The 14166-nt window shown below is 53.4% G+C and carries 19 protein-coding genes and 1 tRNA gene; 6 read left to right on the top strand and 14 right to left on the bottom strand.

The genetic code is table 11. The annotated features are described in order from the left end of the window. Positions 1 to 111: 111 nt before the first annotated feature. Positions 112 to 594: a hypothetical protein gene (locus tag BM316_RS12265; RefSeq protein WP_090208911.1), complete on the bottom strand. Its 483-nt coding sequence runs from the start codon at positions 592 to 594 to the stop codon at positions 112 to 114. 167 nt (positions 595 to 761) lie between these two features. Between BM316_RS12265 and BM316_RS12260 the strand changes: the two genes are divergently transcribed. Both BM316_RS12260 and BM316_RS12255 read left to right on the top strand, forming a co-directional pair. After that, entirely contained in the window at positions 762 to 1043 is a 282-nt protein-coding gene (locus BM316_RS12260; RefSeq protein ID WP_090208908.1) for a hypothetical protein, read from the top strand. Continuing rightward, a complete protein-coding gene (locus BM316_RS12255) occupies positions 1000 to 1719 on the top strand; it encodes a winged helix-turn-helix domain-containing protein (protein WP_207493694.1) in 720 nt (239 codons plus the stop codon). Before BM316_RS12260 ends, BM316_RS12255 begins: the two co-directional genes overlap by 44 nt. A 22-nt stretch (positions 1720 to 1741) precedes the next feature. On the opposite strand, the gene BM316_RS12250 is transcribed toward BM316_RS12255, so the two are convergent. After that, positions 1742 to 2764: a LacI family DNA-binding transcriptional regulator gene (locus tag BM316_RS12250; RefSeq protein ID WP_090208904.1), complete on the bottom strand. Its 1023-nt coding sequence runs from the start codon at positions 2762 to 2764 to the stop codon at positions 1742 to 1744. A gap of 110 nt (positions 2765 to 2874) precedes the next feature. Here BM316_RS12250 and BM316_RS12245 point away from each other — a divergent pair. Beyond that, positions 2875 to 2951, top strand: a tRNA-Arg gene (locus BM316_RS12245). Positions 2952 to 3348: 397 nt separating this feature from the next. On the opposite strand, the gene BM316_RS12240 is transcribed toward BM316_RS12245, so the two are convergent. The 7 genes from BM316_RS12240 to BM316_RS12215 all read right to left on the bottom strand — a co-directional run bounded on the left by BM316_RS12240 (position 3349) and on the right by BM316_RS12215 (position 8437). Beyond that, the gene (locus tag BM316_RS12240) at positions 3349 to 3729 is read right to left on the bottom strand and encodes a hypothetical protein (protein WP_131802587.1); all 381 of its coding nucleotides are present in this window, start codon (positions 3727 to 3729) and stop codon (positions 3349 to 3351) included. Positions 3730 to 3767: 38 nt separating this feature from the next. Beyond that, a complete protein-coding gene (locus BM316_RS12235) occupies positions 3768 to 4946 on the bottom strand; it encodes a tyrosine-type recombinase/integrase (protein WP_165606589.1) in 1179 nt (392 codons plus the stop codon). Continuing rightward, positions 4873 to 5214, bottom strand: a complete 342-nt coding sequence (locus tag BM316_RS16600) for a helix-turn-helix domain-containing protein (protein ID WP_131802586.1) — start codon at positions 5212 to 5214, stop codon at positions 4873 to 4875. The genes BM316_RS12235 and BM316_RS16600 overlap by 74 nt, the downstream gene beginning before the upstream one ends. Before the next feature lie 275 nt (positions 5215 to 5489). Continuing rightward, a complete protein-coding gene (gene darG / locus BM316_RS12230; RefSeq protein WP_090208895.1) occupies positions 5490 to 6539 on the bottom strand; it encodes a type II toxin-antitoxin system antitoxin DNA ADP-ribosyl glycohydrolase DarG in 1050 nt (349 codons plus the stop codon). Between the two features lie 19 nt (positions 6540 to 6558). After that, a complete protein-coding gene (gene darT / locus BM316_RS12225; protein ID WP_090208894.1) occupies positions 6559 to 7218 on the bottom strand; it encodes a type II toxin-antitoxin system toxin DNA ADP-ribosyl transferase DarT in 660 nt (219 codons plus the stop codon). Next, positions 7215 to 7394 carry a type II toxin-antitoxin system Phd/YefM family antitoxin gene (locus BM316_RS12220; protein WP_090209480.1) on the bottom strand — a complete coding sequence of 60 codons (180 nt, stop codon included), beginning with the start codon at positions 7392 to 7394 and terminating at the stop codon, positions 7215 to 7217. Before BM316_RS12220 ends, darT begins: the two co-directional genes overlap by 4 nt. Positions 7395 to 7492: 98 nt before the next feature. Then, positions 7493 to 8437, bottom strand: a complete 945-nt coding sequence (locus tag BM316_RS12215; protein WP_131802585.1) for a hypothetical protein — start codon at positions 8435 to 8437, stop codon at positions 7493 to 7495. A 194-nt stretch (positions 8438 to 8631) separates the two neighbouring features. On the opposite strand from BM316_RS12215, the gene BM316_RS12210 reads away from it, so the two are divergent. Next, positions 8632 to 9195, top strand: a complete 564-nt coding sequence (locus BM316_RS12210) for a recombinase family protein (protein WP_278246878.1) — start codon at positions 8632 to 8634, stop codon at positions 9193 to 9195. A 305-nt stretch (positions 9196 to 9500) separates the two neighbouring features. After that, the gene (locus BM316_RS12205; RefSeq protein WP_090208889.1) at positions 9501 to 10118 is read left to right on the top strand and encodes a class I SAM-dependent methyltransferase; all 618 of its coding nucleotides are present in this window, start codon (positions 9501 to 9503) and stop codon (positions 10116 to 10118) included. 141 nt (positions 10119 to 10259) lie between these two features. Here BM316_RS12205 and BM316_RS12200 read toward each other — a convergent pair whose 3' ends face one another. The 5 genes from BM316_RS12200 to BM316_RS12180 form a co-directional block, all read right to left on the bottom strand. Further along, entirely contained in the window at positions 10260 to 11537 is a 1278-nt protein-coding gene (locus tag BM316_RS12200; RefSeq protein WP_131802584.1) for a hypothetical protein, read from the bottom strand. A gap of 380 nt (positions 11538 to 11917) precedes the next feature. Continuing rightward, entirely contained in the window at positions 11918 to 12286 is a 369-nt protein-coding gene (locus tag BM316_RS12195; protein WP_131802583.1) for a hypothetical protein, read from the bottom strand. A 257-nt stretch (positions 12287 to 12543) separates the two neighbouring features. Continuing rightward, the gene (locus BM316_RS16595; RefSeq protein ID WP_165606588.1) at positions 12544 to 13047 is read right to left on the bottom strand and encodes a zinc ribbon domain-containing protein; all 504 of its coding nucleotides are present in this window, start codon (positions 13045 to 13047) and stop codon (positions 12544 to 12546) included. Beyond that, a complete protein-coding gene (locus BM316_RS12185; RefSeq protein WP_090208877.1) occupies positions 13044 to 13376 on the bottom strand; it encodes a hypothetical protein in 333 nt (110 codons plus the stop codon). The genes BM316_RS16595 and BM316_RS12185 overlap by 4 nt, the downstream gene beginning before the upstream one ends. After that, a complete protein-coding gene (locus tag BM316_RS12180) occupies positions 13366 to 13629 on the bottom strand; it encodes a helix-turn-helix transcriptional regulator (protein WP_131802581.1) in 264 nt (87 codons plus the stop codon). Before BM316_RS12180 ends, BM316_RS12185 begins: the two co-directional genes overlap by 11 nt. Before the next feature lie 114 nt (positions 13630 to 13743). Between BM316_RS12180 and BM316_RS12175 the strand changes: the two genes are divergently transcribed. Continuing rightward, on the top strand, positions 13744 to 14163 hold the full coding sequence (locus BM316_RS12175; RefSeq protein WP_090208872.1) for a helix-turn-helix domain-containing protein: 420 nt from the start codon (positions 13744 to 13746) through the stop codon (positions 14161 to 14163). The last annotated feature ends 3 nt before the right edge of the window (positions 14164 to 14166 follow it).

Below are 14166 nucleotides of genomic sequence, written 5' to 3'. Positions count from 1 at the left end.
TCTCTGCCCCTGCTCGGGTAGATGCCATGCGCCCTGCTCGGCGGCTTTCCGGCATCACTCCCCCCGAAGTGGCGCGGCAACTGGGGCAAGCAGCCGCGCGAAAAGACGCGCTTAATGGCGCCTGTTGGTGCGATAACCGTGCTCACGCAGGCAGAACGGATCATAGCCAGAGCGCGGACCGTGATCTGAGTAGACGCGCACTTCGCATCGTTGAGGCAGGCGTTCTGCGAAACGGTAGTTGCGTTCCAAGCAACGCTGCCCAAACAGGCGCAGGTTTCCAAAACGGGTTTCAACAGTCCTTAGGCACTGTGAAGGCAAAACATCCGCATGACGCTCGCCCCGTGGCCGCGGACGGTTGAGGTCTGCCCAATCATGTCTGCCAGAGTTCGCTGAGCGAGACGTCCGCTCATCTGCTTGAGTTCGGTCTTCGCGACGCTGATTGTTTTCGATGGCCGCGTTCACGGCGGCGATTGCGGCAAGACCAAGCAACAGTTTGCCAATATCCTCACGATCAAAACCTTCGGCAGATGCTGGAACGACAGTTGCAAGACTGAAGGACATTGCCGTGATTGCTGCTGTTATTTTGTTCCACATTTCTCATTCCTCCAATCGGTCAATCGGTACACCCGTCGCGGGTGCTTTCGACGAAATTGAAGGCTCCGACCCTTGCCAGGCAATATCGGGGGATGGTTATGCGATGGCAGCCGCGGTATTATCAGGCGTTATTGAATAGCAGATGACGGCGGAGCAAATATCGTGGCATGAAACAGCTTTCTTTCTCTCTCATGGTCTTGATGCTTTCTGCTGGCGTTGCGCAGGCAGAGTGCTATGCCGACTACAAAGCCAAGCGCGATGATCCCCTCAGACTGCATTATGGGGTGACCGAAGTGCGCGGCGATTGTTCAGTCTCTTCTGCTGAACAACAGCTTGAGGAAACACTGACCAGCAATGGTTGGCAGCTCCTCAACGTATTAGGTGTATTCGACGACAGTGGACTCGATGAGAGAAAGGATAGCGCAGGTGAATACTTCCTCCGCTTCTGAAGCGCGCGAAATCGGAAACAAGATCGTTGTCGCAGGCATTGCGGCAATCGTCACCATTCTGGCGATTGCGGCAGTCCTGCTATTCATCAACCTGCCAGATGCAAACGCCTTCAACGCGAGGGTTGAGCAGCTCTTTGTCGAGAATGACAACCTGACAAGTAATGCAGAGATCAAACTGCTCGAAATCCTTGCAGGGTCAGGCACCGCTTTCTCTGATACGCTGGCGTCCTACAGGTTTGTGATTTTTGTGCTGCTGGTGTTTGCCACAGCTCTACTGATTGCGGCCGTCGCTTTTCTCGTCATGCTCATTGCATTGAACCGGCGGATGAGCCGAATTGAACGCCAGGGCATCGAGGTGAACTCGCTTACAATCAGCCGTGATCAGAAGGCCGTCTATCTCAACGACTTCGAATTCAAGCTGACGGACGCGGCAATCGAGACGATCTCGGTCCTTGCAGAAGCGCGGATGGATGATGAAGTTCTGACTGGTGCAGAGATTGAGGCTGTCATTTCCGGCCGCAGCGCGGCGGACTGTGAAGAAGCCGCTGGTGCAACACGGATCAAGCGCCTGCGCGACACACTCGGCAATCAGATGATGAGTGAACTTCTGGTCAAGAACATCGCCCGCAAGGGATATGTTCTTGCAATCGACAAAGACGTCATACGGATGATCTAAGCGCGCTGTCCCTGTAGCTTTCTTAGCGCCGCAAAGTATCGCCGTGGGCAAGCGTCGGCTCGAGCGTGATCACGGGTCCGTCGGCAACAGCCTCACCCTTGTTCAACGCGGCAATCATTTCTGCTGCCTTGATGCCGATTTCACGTCTGCACGCATCCATCGTGGCCAGCTGTCGTGGCAATCCGTCCAGCAGTTCGACGCCGTTGAATGCTGCAATGCCAACGCGCCCTGGTATGTCGATGCCCTGTTCAAGCAGATAGAGCATCCCGCCAGCACCGATCATATCGTTTGAATAATAGAGAAAATCGAGGTCGGGTGTCCGTTCGATCATTTTTGCCGTCATCTCGCGCCCCTTGGCCAAGGCGGAGCCGCCGGAATAGAATTCCTGATCGGCAATTTCGATCCCGGCTTTGGCAAGTGTCCGTGTGAACCCTTCGAACCGTTTACGCGCACGGTGGTCCAAGGGCATTTTTGTGCCCATGAAACCTATTCGCTTGTAGCCTGCGGCAATGATTTCCTCTGCCATCTTGCGACCCGCACGCCGGTGCGAAATACCGACACAGTGGTCGATCGGCTCGCCGTCAGTATCCATGATCTCGACAACAGGGATGCCCGCTCTTTTCAACATCGCTTGTGAGGCTTCCGAATGCTCCAGGCCCGCAATTATGACGCCTGAGGGCCGCCAAGACAGCATCTCGAACAGAACTGTTTCTTCCTTTTCGGGCAAATAATCGGTCACGCCGACGACAGGTTGCAATTCCGTGCCCTCAAGGGTCTGCGAGATACCTGAGAGCACTTCAGGGAATACCATATTGCCAAGTGACGGGATGATCACCGCAACAAGATTGACCCGCTGTGATGCTAATGCGCCAGCGATCTTGTTTGGAACATAGCCGAGACGCTTGGCTGCATCCTGTACTTTTTGCCGCGTTGCCGCGCTTACATCGCCTTTGTTGCGGAGTACGCGGCTGACAGTCATTTCACTGACACCTGACGCTTCAGAGACATCGCGCAAGGTCAGCGGGCGGTTAATGGGGTTCGTCAAGTCGTCGGTTCCATTCAGCTTTTTTACCTTCTTAGCTGGTAGCGCTCACGAAATCTAGCCGACTGTAGACGTTGACCCGCGTCACAAAGGCAGGCACTAACCCTCAAGAAGGCCCCGTGGCTCAACTGGATAGAGCAGCCCCCTCCTAAGGGGCAGGTTGCAGGTTCGAATCCTGCCGGGGTCACCAGCCTTACTGATTTAATTGAAGAAATTGCCAACACACCCAAAGGTGTGCGGAAGGGTGTGCGGAACCTGATGTAAGGTGGTCGGAAACGCGAGTTTCGATGACCGCCGGTCAAACTGTCGATATCTTTCATCGGGGAGGATTTCGGGCGGCTTTAGGGCCTTGGGTGCAGAGATCATCAAGAACGGGTCAAGAGGCCCCTCTACAACATTTAGTAGTCATAGAGCCAATTACGACTATATAGGCCGATAGGTGGCCTTGTTCGGGCGTCGTATCGGCTCTGCGATCTAGAAATGATCAAGAAGCCCGGTCCTGCCGGATGAACACTTCGATTGTGATCGCAGTCCAGTTTCGGGGTGGCCAGCTTTTCGGTTGGCCGCCCACAAAGCTGATCGTTAAATCAGGTTGTTCTTTGTAACTGCAACGAACGCTTCCGTTTCCGAATGCGGCTGAGCAAACCGGTTGATTCAGGAACGGAGGTGGTGTCCTTCACTTCGTGCGGAGGCCACGATGCGTCAGTTTTGATGTTGCGGCGATCCGCAAGAATGATCAGCTTGGTCTCGGTCTTGTGGTTCCTACGCACGAAACGGTCGCCCCGTTGTGCGTTGTGACGATACCAGTTCCAAGCAGCCAGTCTTTGGGCAACCAACCCCTCGACATCATTCCCCAGGGCGAAGTCCAACGGCAAACGCATCTCCTTCATCAACTGGGACAGGCTGAACCATTTTCCATCTCCGTAGCCAGACAGCGCCACAATCATTGCGCTTTCCAGTTGCCGCATGGGTTTTCCATACTTTGACTTCAATTCGTGTGGGTGCATCACTGTTCCTCCCCGCTTTTGCTGAAATCACGAAGTGTGGATTTTGCCACTGCTGCAATTGCCAAGTCACGACGCTTCGCAGCACGTGTGTATACCTCTGTGACCTTTGGAGTGGTATGACCAAGGGCAGCCATAAGTTGGTATTCCGTGGCACCATTTTCCGCGAGGTTGATGCCGACGGTCTTCCGCATACCGTGTGCTGACAACTGCTCAGTGATGCCAGCTTCCCGCCGCCACTGCGCGATGTTGGAACAGAACGCTTTGGCGCTGTGGGGCTTGCCATGGGTGGTGACTAGGAACGTTTCTTTTCCAGTCTCAGTGGCATCAATCGCTTCCAGAAGATCGGCTGTCATTGGCACCGTAACCGCCACGCTCTTGGTCTTTTGTGGCTTGAAATGAAGGTATCGAACACCGCCGATTTCAACGATGTTTTTGGGTCCGAGCTTCACCAGATCACTGATGCGGGGTGCAACTCGCATCAGGAGCATCATGGTAAGGTGAGCTTTGGTCCCCAATTTGTGGTGCTTGAAGTAGCGTTTCAGATCATCCTCTGACCACGGGGCGAAGCCATCAGTTGCCACCTCTTTCTTCGCGATCAATGCGGCTGGGCTTGGGCGCAGGCCCCACCTGCTTGCCGCATAAGCGAACAGGTGTTTTAGGGAGCGCAAGGCGTTGTTGTAGGCGTTGGCAGTCTCACTCCACATGTCCAAAACCTGGATCAAATGGGCATCAGTGATTGTATGCAAAGGCACATCACCGAATTCGTCAGCGAACCTGCGTGTGAAGCGGGCATAATGTGCCGAAGTGCTGGACGACAGAGCACCTTGCGTAACCAGCCTGTCCAAGTGGCGTTCATGTAGTCGAGTCAGTTCCCGCACAAGTTCGGGCCGTTCACCCTCCCGTTGACGGTTTATGGACGCCTGATCGAGTTCCTCGATGCGGTCGCCCCCACTCACCAGGAAGTCGTAACGCGCTTCGAACGCTGCGTCGCCTGGTTCACCTTTGATGGTGATGCGCCGACCATCTGGGAGACGGTGGAACATATAGCGGATGTTGCCGTGCCGATTGGTGGTTTGGAGAAGGTGCTCACGAATACGGGGCATATCAGCGTCCCCCCCGAATGGTGGCGATGCGCCCTGCCAGAACTGCGTCCATGGACTTGCCGCCACTGCGGCCATGGTCCGCGATACGCTGCAACCGCTCATCGACGACGGAACGCTTCCATCGTTTCAATCGAGGACTGGGGGCGGTTGTTGCTGGCGGAAGAACCCCTTGGTCAATGAGCTTGCGCACTGACGCCTCGGACATGTCCAGGTATTCAGCAAGGGTCGCGATGCCCATCAGTTCCGGCCAGCGAACCTTCACGGATTTCGCAGGCGCAAACTCAATCAGATCAGTGGTGGGGGGATTGATGACGGTATGAGGGAAAAAGTGTGTATTGATCATGGTCGATAAACCTCGCCTTGAGGTCTCGACCGTGGTTACACCCGTCTTCGAGAGCAGTTTCGATAATTGTCCTTCGTGGACACTTTCAACATTGGAATCCCTATGACTTTTTTCAACACGGCGAAGCGAACTTAATTGGAAAGATTGGATAGTATATTGAAAATACTAATAATAAATCGCGCCCACTGGTTTGAGTGAGTGGTCGAAACACGCGCTCGTGGGTTGGAACGCGTTAGTCTTGGAGCTATTCGCTCACCGACAGTCAAGGCTTCAGACTAATGGGGAGCTATCCCTGGAGCCCAACCAGATGCGACAAGATGGTCATACGCAATACCGATTTGGCGGGGAGTGAACCGCTTCTTCCGGTCGTTCCAAGCGTGGGTCTGTTGAACGACCTCATCCTTGCTGGTGACATTCTCATGTTGAATCAGCCAGTGCACAGTGGCCAAGAGTTCAAGACCGTAGGGGGTCTCAAAGCCCTGGACCATTTCGCTGACACGCTCGAAACGTTCCTGGGCATCGTCATCTGACTTTACGAATGCTCTGGCTTCCTGAATCGCACCAGGCACTAATTCAATCTGCTTGTTTGGCGCGTCACCACCATCAGCGTAGCCAGATACCATGTGACCTTCGATGGCATGTAGCACGTGTCTTAGGTTGTCAGCGTAAGGGCCATAGACATGCTTCTTATAATTCAGCCGAAGCGGCTGCCCTGCTTCCTGCATGAAATACATCAGCTTGTGCAATTCGATGAGCGTGATGAACGGATCAAGCAGACCTGCAAGATACCGATCAACCAGCGTCACCAAGGTGGCGCGACCAACTGTCATCGCCGGCGCTTCCTTGGTTCGAGCCATCACGGCAGCGTCTGGTGCTTGACCTGGCTCATACACCACGATGTCGATGTCCAGTTCATCCAGGGCTCTCTCGATCCTGTCGCGCACATCAGCCCAATTCAGCCCTCCCAAGCCCGCACCTAGCGGAGGGATTGCGATGGACTTGATCCCGTATGCCTGGATGTCTTCTCGCAGTGCAGCTAGGCCTGACTCGATGTCTTCTATTCGGCTCTTTCCACGCCAGTGTCGCTTGGTCGGAAAATTAACAATGAAGCGCGGACCCAGCATTGCGTCGCGTTCGGTGATAAACATTTTTCCAGGAACGACTTCGCCCCTGTCACAAGCTGCACGATACTTCTCGTAATTCTTGGGAAACGTCTTCTTGAACTGAAGCGCGATCCCACGCCCCATCACGCCCACACAGTTGACGGTGTTTACGATGGCATCAACGTCAGCGCGAAGGACATCGCCCGTCGTATATCGAATCATCGTGTGCCTCCCTTACTTTTCAATAATACCAATTTCTTCGGACCCCAATCTTCGGCTTGTGCGTTAGTCCTGAGATCAATCGCGTCACGTGCTCACCCTGGACCTGCGAGAAGACTCCGATGCCCAGAACACACTCCCACGGGAATGCGTGTTCGACGAGGAACTCCGCTTGCTTGCCTTCCTTGATGTCCCTGCTGACCCCGTTACCGCCCCATTGCGTGGCTTTGACAGCATCCCAGTTCACTTCACCTAACTGTCCGAGATCGGACCGATCTTCGAAGTAACCTGACCCTGCATTTGACAGCGTAAAGGCCCAGCGTTTGTTGTTCTGCTCTGCCCATTGAACAGTTGCCGGAACATCGGCGACCAGGTGCACGATGTTCTGTTGTCCGCCTTGGTAAGTTACGCCTTCATGATTTCCGCGATGGAGCAGATACAGCATAACTGACCTGGGGCAGAAGTAGAACGGGACGCAGGAGCCCACAGTCAGCCCTGGATGGGACGTAAGCAATGATGTCAGGCGGCGATCCTTGATACTCTGCATCCCTACTGTTGTGCCTGGTGAACCGCGCCGACGTGTCTCGGCGTCAGACCAAAGAAAGCCATCAGCGATGATCGAAGGGAGACGGTCCACATGCACGATGTGGAAGATACGAACCTTATCCGGCACCTCGCTCATGATCCGGTCACTCGGTGATTGTTGCCATCCAAGGCAATCAGGCGCTCATACTCTTCAACCGAACAAACGACGGCGACTGCACGGCCATGTTTTTGAATGACCACAGGTTCTAGCCTGGCGTCGTCGATCATCTTGCCGAACTGGTTCTTCGCGTCTTTGGCCGAAATGTTCTTCATGTGTTCACATAAAGCCATTCTAGCTACTTTGTCCACTACTCAGGAAATGAACCTATGCAGCCTGGTATCGAGAGGCGGTTCTCTGCCAGCGGTCAAGGCTACCTGCAACCGCAACAGTAACAAACAGAAATGGTCCCGGTTGCATCAGAAACACTGGTTGCGAATTGTCCCGCTTCACACCGATCACAACACTCTGGCTCGTTATGAATCTGCAAACCGTTTTCACACATCGCGCAGAATGCTGTCAGTTCACCTGTTTGGTAGGCTGTTGCTTCAGGATCGATCCCTGTTTTCCTTGCGATGGAATCAACGCAGTTGGGGCAGAAGCCTTTCAGTTTGCTCTTGGACACCCCAACGACCTTCTTGAAAGTTTCGTTGTCCAACAGGGCACGGGTGCTTGGTAGTTCAATCATCACCGTAGTTTCGACTGACGAATACCTTCCGTCATGAAAGAAACGTTGGGCACTGTTCCCATCAAACTCAACTCGTCGGTTCAGCCATCGCCCATCAGGCCACAATGCAAGGAACTGCTGACACAAGAAGTCGATCAGCAGTGATGGCGATAGCCCGCCCTTGTGTAAACCAAGATGCGCGACTTGATTGCGGCGTTTGCGTAGTTCTCCATATTGTTGGATGTAGCTGTCGGGCAGTTCGAAATCGGTCATTGTCCGGACGGCCCTTGGTAGATCGACAGCATCCAAAGTTCGTAGACCTGTGAAATCCAGATCAGCGTCCGTCATCTTCAAGGGAACTTCACTGTTAAGAAGGAGGAGATAGGGGCTCACCGCACAGATGATCGATTTCAACCGAATTTCTGCCGCTTGTTGAATGACCGCACAGATAGCTCCCATTTCAGCTTGGGCGCTATCAACGTATTCGGTCCACTCTTCGGAGAAATCGTGTTTGCCAGCTACTTCTTCAATTGGAACAGCATACACTGAGCAAAAGTCCAGATGAAGGTCTACTGTTCGCTCCCAACCATCGAAGAATAGACGAAGCGCCGTGTTTTCGAGTTGCTCAGACTCTGGGACATTCACAAACATTAAGGGCCACCTCTTGGAGTCTGATTATCGGCTCCCTGCCATTTATCGTAAACGGTCGTTTCCAAGCATCTCAAAACCCACAGCGTGATACCTGCTCGCCGGCCTGGAAAACACGTACTCGGCAATTCTCAAAACACCATCTCGATACCAATCGCTCGCCTCTTTAGACCAATGATGACTTTTGAGAAGGAGGGATGATGAAAGTTGGCTATGCAAGGGTGAGCACGGATGTGCAAACAAATGATGCCCAGATCGAGGCACTGACTGCGGCAGGGTGTGGACGCATTTTTACCGAGACGGCATCAGGCGCGAAAAGAGATCGCCCAGTGTTGGCAGAAGCACTGGCTTACCTACGGCCAAGTGCGGGTGATACACTAGTCGTGTATAAGTTGGACCGAGTGGCTAGAAGCCTTCCTCATCTCATCGAGATCATGGAAAAGTTGAAAGCCTCGGATATCGCATTTGAAAGTCTGACAGAGGCTATCGACACCAATACGTCCGGCGGACGGCTGCTCTTTCATGTGGTCGCAGCAATCGCGGAGTTCGAGAGAGACTTGATCAGAGAACGGACATCAGCAGGTCTCAAGGCAGCAAGGGCGAAGGGTCGGATCGGTGGTCGGCCCAGACGGATGACAAACGAGAAGATCGCGGCGGTACGCGGACTTCTCGCTGATGGCGTTGCGGCTAAGGACGCCGCAACTGCGGTCGGTGTATCTGTGCCAACATTGTATCGATGGCTACCGAGTGGCTCTCGATAATGAGGTGCAAAACAAATCTACCGACGACAGACCCGCGTGAATGCGGCAATCATTGCGAGCCTTCACCAAACTGAGTATTCAAGTCCCAACCTTCGGGCAACAGCGAGCATCAATTGCATGCTTTGCCGCACGCTTTCTCGTTTGAGTGTCTACGAGAACGTAGCTAACTGTAACGCATGAAGGCCGGTTCAAGCGTTACACTTTGCGCAGTTTGCGATTCCCCCATAGCGGCAGGATCGTCTCGATCTGATCGACGGTTCTGTTCCAACAAATGCCGCCAACGTAACTATCGTCGCCGACGGACGGTGAAGGAAAGACCAGTCGAGGCTTTGGTCCGTGGCAACAACGCAGACCTTATCAGAGAGGTCGCTCGCCTTTATGCCCCTGACCCAAGTGTCAGCATCGCTGATGTGACATTTGGCCGTGGCACATTCTGGAAACGGACACCCCATTTGAACGTGACAGGCTCCGATCTGCATACTGTTCCTGCACGGCCCTACGATTTTCGTGATCTGCCATATGCCGATAACTCATTCGACATTGTTGTTTTTGATCCACCTTACATCGCTTGGCCGGGTAACCACATGTCGGACGAGAGATATCGCAACGCTGAGACCACCAAGGGCTTCAGTCCGAATGATATCCGCGAACTGTATCGCGCTGGATTGAGAGAATGTCAGCGTGTTGCCCGCCGCCAACTCTGGGTGAAGTGCAAAGATGGGGTAAGTGGACCGAAGCAGTGCTGGCTTCACGTTCACATCCTGCAAGATGCGGAGGGCATGGGTCTTGTTGGGCGTGATTTGTTCATCCTAGACGCTACGAGCCGCATTCCACATGGCAACTGGAAAACGCAGAAGCACGCACGAAAGCCGATGTCCTACCTCTGGGTGTTCGATGTCAGGCCTAACGTTCAGATACTGTAGGCTATGTTTCAGTCTCACCATTGATATCGAAGGACGCGGCACTGATGTCACTTCGACCACAGCAACAGCCGTTATTTCACTGGTGTGATACTCTATATAGTAACCGTATAGATTCCACTTACCCTTCTACCCAGAAGGGCATTACAGCATGATGGCAACTGCATGTGTGAACGGATCGACATCGGGGATATCTGTCCTGTTATACCAGTCTTCATCGAACCTAAGCTTGCGCGTCCTTCGGATAGGAACCCGATGCTTCTTCTCGGGGTCAATTGATTGATCATGAGGTCCCGTGTCTCGATGCACTTCAATGCGATGTGCGCCATTGATCATGTCAAAGTCCTCAGCACGCCTAAAGTATGCCATTTCGGATTCCGAATACCACTTCTGAGCATGGGCCGTTTCAACCGAATAAAGCAGTCTATCAGGTCCAAGTCGGTCCACAAACAACGCCCACTGTCGAATGGCTGCTTTGCGATCAAAACCCTTTGGGACTGCTTTGCGCGTGTCTAGAGTCGGACCGTGGAATGCGTTCTGGACCGACCTGAACGACCTGGGACTCCCGTTCTTTCTGGTGCCTGACGTATTGAAGAGCGTTTGTTCAAACTTGAAGAGATATGACACGAGTTCGGCCAAGCTTTCAGTGATGGCCTTTTCCTTATGGAGCGGGGCAAAATCAACCCTACGGTCATTGCGGCTAGGCCAGGTTTTCCGACACAGCGCCTCAAATTCTCTGCGGTATGGCGCACGTCCGATAAAGTGGCCCGTCAGGACCCAACCACCATGGCTGGCGACGCCCCATGACAACTCTTGTGACAAGGCTGACAATAGCTTCATGTCTCGAAGCTGCTCTGGTGATCTCAGGTCTGGCTCAAAAGCACCGGCGAGCACCAGTCCCCGTCTTTGCATGGTCATGGCCTTTTGGACGTCGGCCAATTGCTGTCGTGTATCCTCGATCAGGACTTCCAGGCTTTCGAGGTTGTCGGCGAAGCCAAAAACAATAGTCGCGAAGAATAGCTCGTCGCGCACGTCTTCAAAGCAGTATCGTAATGCTAGAGCAGACAGAATGCGTATCGCTTCCTCATGTCGCCAAATCGGACAAAGCATACAGGGTTCATTGCGTTCAACGAAATCACCTGACATCCGATCAAACAGGTCCTGAGCCTCTGGTGAATGCCGGTCTTCACTCAAGGCTCGCAGCACCATCTTGGCTCCCTTCAACTCTTTTGCCAGGTAAGGGCTGCTCATAATGTTGAGATAGTCAGACAGCACCAGCGACTTAAACTCGTCGGTAAATGGGCCTTTCGTGCCCAACACATTCTGGATTCTGCCTTTCTGGGCATCCATACGTTTTTGGCCAATCGCATTGCCGCGTGTGGAGAAAGCATTGTCGTATTTCGCAAGTGTCTTGCTGGACACAGTGATCCTCATCTCGGTGTGCGATCACAGCAGCGTGGTCGCATATCTTCAAGGTAGGGCCATTCATTCAATGAATCGAGTGCAAGGTCGGACATATGGATCAGAACCGACAACAGTCTGACTGACAGAGGTCAAATGATAAATAAGTGCAGGGGGATATCGCGATGTTGAAACGTTACTCAATCCGCAAGTTAGACGAAGAGGCCATAGCGATACTGTCCGAGATTAGGACGATGGAGCGCAGAGAGATTGGCGCAATTATCGAGGACTGCATTCTCAACTATTGGCACGATGTAATAGAGGCTGAGGATGAAGATGAAGTCGATGGCGCTAGTGCGTGATCCGCTTGTTCGCAACAACCGGGCTGCTGAACAACAAGGTCATGCCTGAAGTTTGCCCTGCATGAAAATCTGCATGAATGAAGCAAGATTGGTGGTACGGGGCACTCGGCGTGTGCGACCTGTCTCTTTTTCCAAGTGCTTCTCTGCGTGGTCGAACACCTGATCAAGTTGACCTAGCCTGCCAGCGAGGCCTGGACTGCCATCGATTTTTCTCCACGCGTCTTTGATGAACGGCCAGAGCATCGCTTCATAGGTAAAGTCCGCGACTGTCATCCGTTCTTCGTTGCCCCAGATCATGGGAAGCTGTGACAGAAATTTCAGCAGATCATCATCTGCCACTTCCGCAAAGAACGCTTCCGCATCCCGCGCGATGTCTGTGCCTTCCTTGTCAATTGCATACATAGCCATCGTACCGCGCCTCCAAATTTCATTGTGCACTGGTATTTAGCGGATGCGATCAACAGAATGCCCTACTGGCCTTGAGCTAGGCACTGTAGATTGGGGATGAACAACTACTTCAGCGGCTGCGTTGGTTGTGATCATTCGCAGTCGGATTGTGTAGATTGCCTTGATATTGAGGCGAGCCTTACCCTTGGCGATGCGCTTCGCATTCCTCCGCCACAGGCCCTCAAGGATTCGCTGTTTCTGCTGCTGAACGTCTTCTTTCACTCGGGATCATTCAGTTTTTCTTCCCGCACGATGTTGCTCACGTCTTTCCAGAACTTCTGATCCGCCTCGCCCACCACCTTATTTGCGGTGCGCATATCGATCCGTAGTTCATGGCGTGTCGATGCATTTAGGCCAAAACCGATCAGCATTCCGCCCACGATCATCAGGAAGATTGCCAAGCCCAGAAGGGCAGGAATAAACAGCCCAATTGCGAGTAGCACGCCGGAAATCACCAGAAGCAGTGAAGCAAAAGCCTGTCGCCCATTCTGAACAGAGGTTGCCAAAGTCATCGTGTTGCCGACGGCTTCAACCTTTGTGTCCCGATCCAACTTTCGAATGTGGTCGATCGCTTTCCTCAACTGCGGGTGCAGCCATGCGTTGGCATGCCCGCACTGCGGACAAGTCTTGGCATCGGTGCTGATGTCCGAGCCGCAAGCCTCGCACGGGATCAGGCTCGTTTCTTTTTTCGCCTTAACTATGTCAGCCTCACCATCGTTCACATCGCACACATCAAATGGTTGGGTCTGCCATCGATGGTGAAGTCGAGGCTCGTCATCATGACCTGACCAAATGGAAATTTCTCCTGCCGCTGGATTTCAACCTCATTGGCGTTTTCGACGGCCCTGTGGAGGCTGCGAAGATCACCGTAGGCCAGTTGCCCTCGACCAGCCTCTGCAACTGCCTCGTTGCAGCGAGCGACAACGGCGCGGTCGCCGCCAGAGAACAACCAGAAGACCAATGCGATCACCCCAATGATCATCACCAGTCCGAGAGCGGTATCTTGGGTGGTCGCCTCGTCACCTGTCTTTCCTGGCTGATCATTTTCCATCGTCGTCACTTTCGGGTTGCGTGCCTCGGGCGGGCTTGGCGATGTGGTGGCAGGGTTCCTTGCAATACAGGCCAGCAAGGTCATTCGGTGTCACAAGGCCGCCGGTTGCTTTGTGGATACGACCAAGCAAAGACTTCCTTGGCATCACATGACCATCAGCAACCCGACTGATCGTCGCCGTGGTGGTCCCGACCGCATTGGCAAAGCTGGCCATAGTCATCTGGTTCGAAGAGAGAAAGTCATTGAGCTTCATATATTGCGATTTACGATAAACGTAAGTGATTCGCTACATCAATTCGTTGGTGGGCAAGAGTATCTGTTACGTTTACTGTAACTTGAAAGAAGACATGCATTCGGTAGCTGAGCAGTGGCGATCCACAACACCCTTAGGCAGGCACGTGAACAATCGGGGCTTACGTTGGAGCAAGCTGCCGAGTGCATTGGTATTTCTGGTGCGAGCTTCTCGCGGATGGAAAATGGTCTTTCAAAAGTTACGACGGATCGCTTGGAGATGCTGGCTGAACTCTATCAAGTCTCAGCCTCTGCTCTCATCGAGGGTAGCATCGTGACGCGCCCCTCGACGGTTGACCTCGAGCGGATGAGGGCCGTTGTCGAGACAGTGCAAGCTGTCGTCAATCGGCTCAGGGTCCGACCGTCCCCTGAGAAGATGGGAATGGCGGTGGCCGAACTATACCGGCTTGAGATCGATCATATCGTGAGCGATCCCAAGTCCGCATTCGATCCCAAACGGCATGTCGGCATAATCGAGACGATGTTTGTAAGGTGATAT

Source organism: Yoonia litorea, from assembly GCF_900114675.1.
Taxonomy (GTDB): domain Bacteria; phylum Pseudomonadota; class Alphaproteobacteria; order Rhodobacterales; family Rhodobacteraceae; genus Yoonia; species Yoonia litorea.
The sequence above is the reverse complement of the archived record's forward strand: the minus strand, read 5'-3'. Positions and strand labels throughout refer to the sequence as shown.

Excerpts from the sequence above, each read along its gene's own strand:
- BM316_RS12265 (WP_090208911.1), bottom strand. The coding sequence starts at position 594 with ATGTGGAACAAAATAACAGCAGCAATCACGGCAATGTCCTTCAGTCTT.
- BM316_RS12260 (WP_090208908.1), top strand. The coding sequence starts at position 762 with ATGAAACAGCTTTCTTTCTCTCTCATGGTCTTGATGCTTTCTGCTGGC.
- BM316_RS12255 (WP_207493694.1), top strand. The coding sequence starts at position 1,000 with ATGAGAGAAAGGATAGCGCAGGTGAATACTTCCTCCGCTTCTGAAGCG.
- BM316_RS12240 (WP_131802587.1), bottom strand. The coding sequence starts at position 3,729 with ATGCGGCAACTGGAAAGCGCAATGATTGTGGCGCTGTCTGGCTACGGA.
- BM316_RS12235 (WP_165606589.1), bottom strand. The coding sequence starts at position 4,946 with ATGGCCGCAGTGGCGGCAAGTCCATGGACGCAGTTCTGGCAGGGCGCA.
- BM316_RS16600 (WP_131802586.1), bottom strand. The coding sequence starts at position 5,214 with ATGATCAATACACACTTTTTCCCTCATACCGTCATCAATCCCCCCACC.
- darG (WP_090208895.1), bottom strand. The coding sequence starts at position 6,539 with ATGATTCGATATACGACGGGCGATGTCCTTCGCGCTGACGTTGATGCC.
- darT (WP_090208894.1), bottom strand. The coding sequence starts at position 7,218 with ATGAGCGAGGTGCCGGATAAGGTTCGTATCTTCCACATCGTGCATGTG.
- BM316_RS12220 (WP_090209480.1), bottom strand. The coding sequence starts at position 7,394 with ATGAAGAACATTTCGGCCAAAGACGCGAAGAACCAGTTCGGCAAGATG.
- BM316_RS12215 (WP_131802585.1), bottom strand. The coding sequence starts at position 8,437 with ATGTTTGTGAATGTCCCAGAGTCTGAGCAACTCGAAAACACGGCGCTT.
- BM316_RS12210 (WP_278246878.1), top strand. The coding sequence starts at position 8,632 with ATGATGAAAGTTGGCTATGCAAGGGTGAGCACGGATGTGCAAACAAAT.
- BM316_RS12195 (WP_131802583.1), bottom strand. The coding sequence starts at position 12,286 with ATGGCTATGTATGCAATTGACAAGGAAGGCACAGACATCGCGCGGGAT.
- BM316_RS12185 (WP_090208877.1), bottom strand. The coding sequence starts at position 13,376 with ATGGAAAATGATCAGCCAGGAAAGACAGGTGACGAGGCGACCACCCAA.
- BM316_RS12180 (WP_131802581.1), bottom strand. The coding sequence starts at position 13,629 with ATGAAGCTCAATGACTTTCTCTCTTCGAACCAGATGACTATGGCCAGC.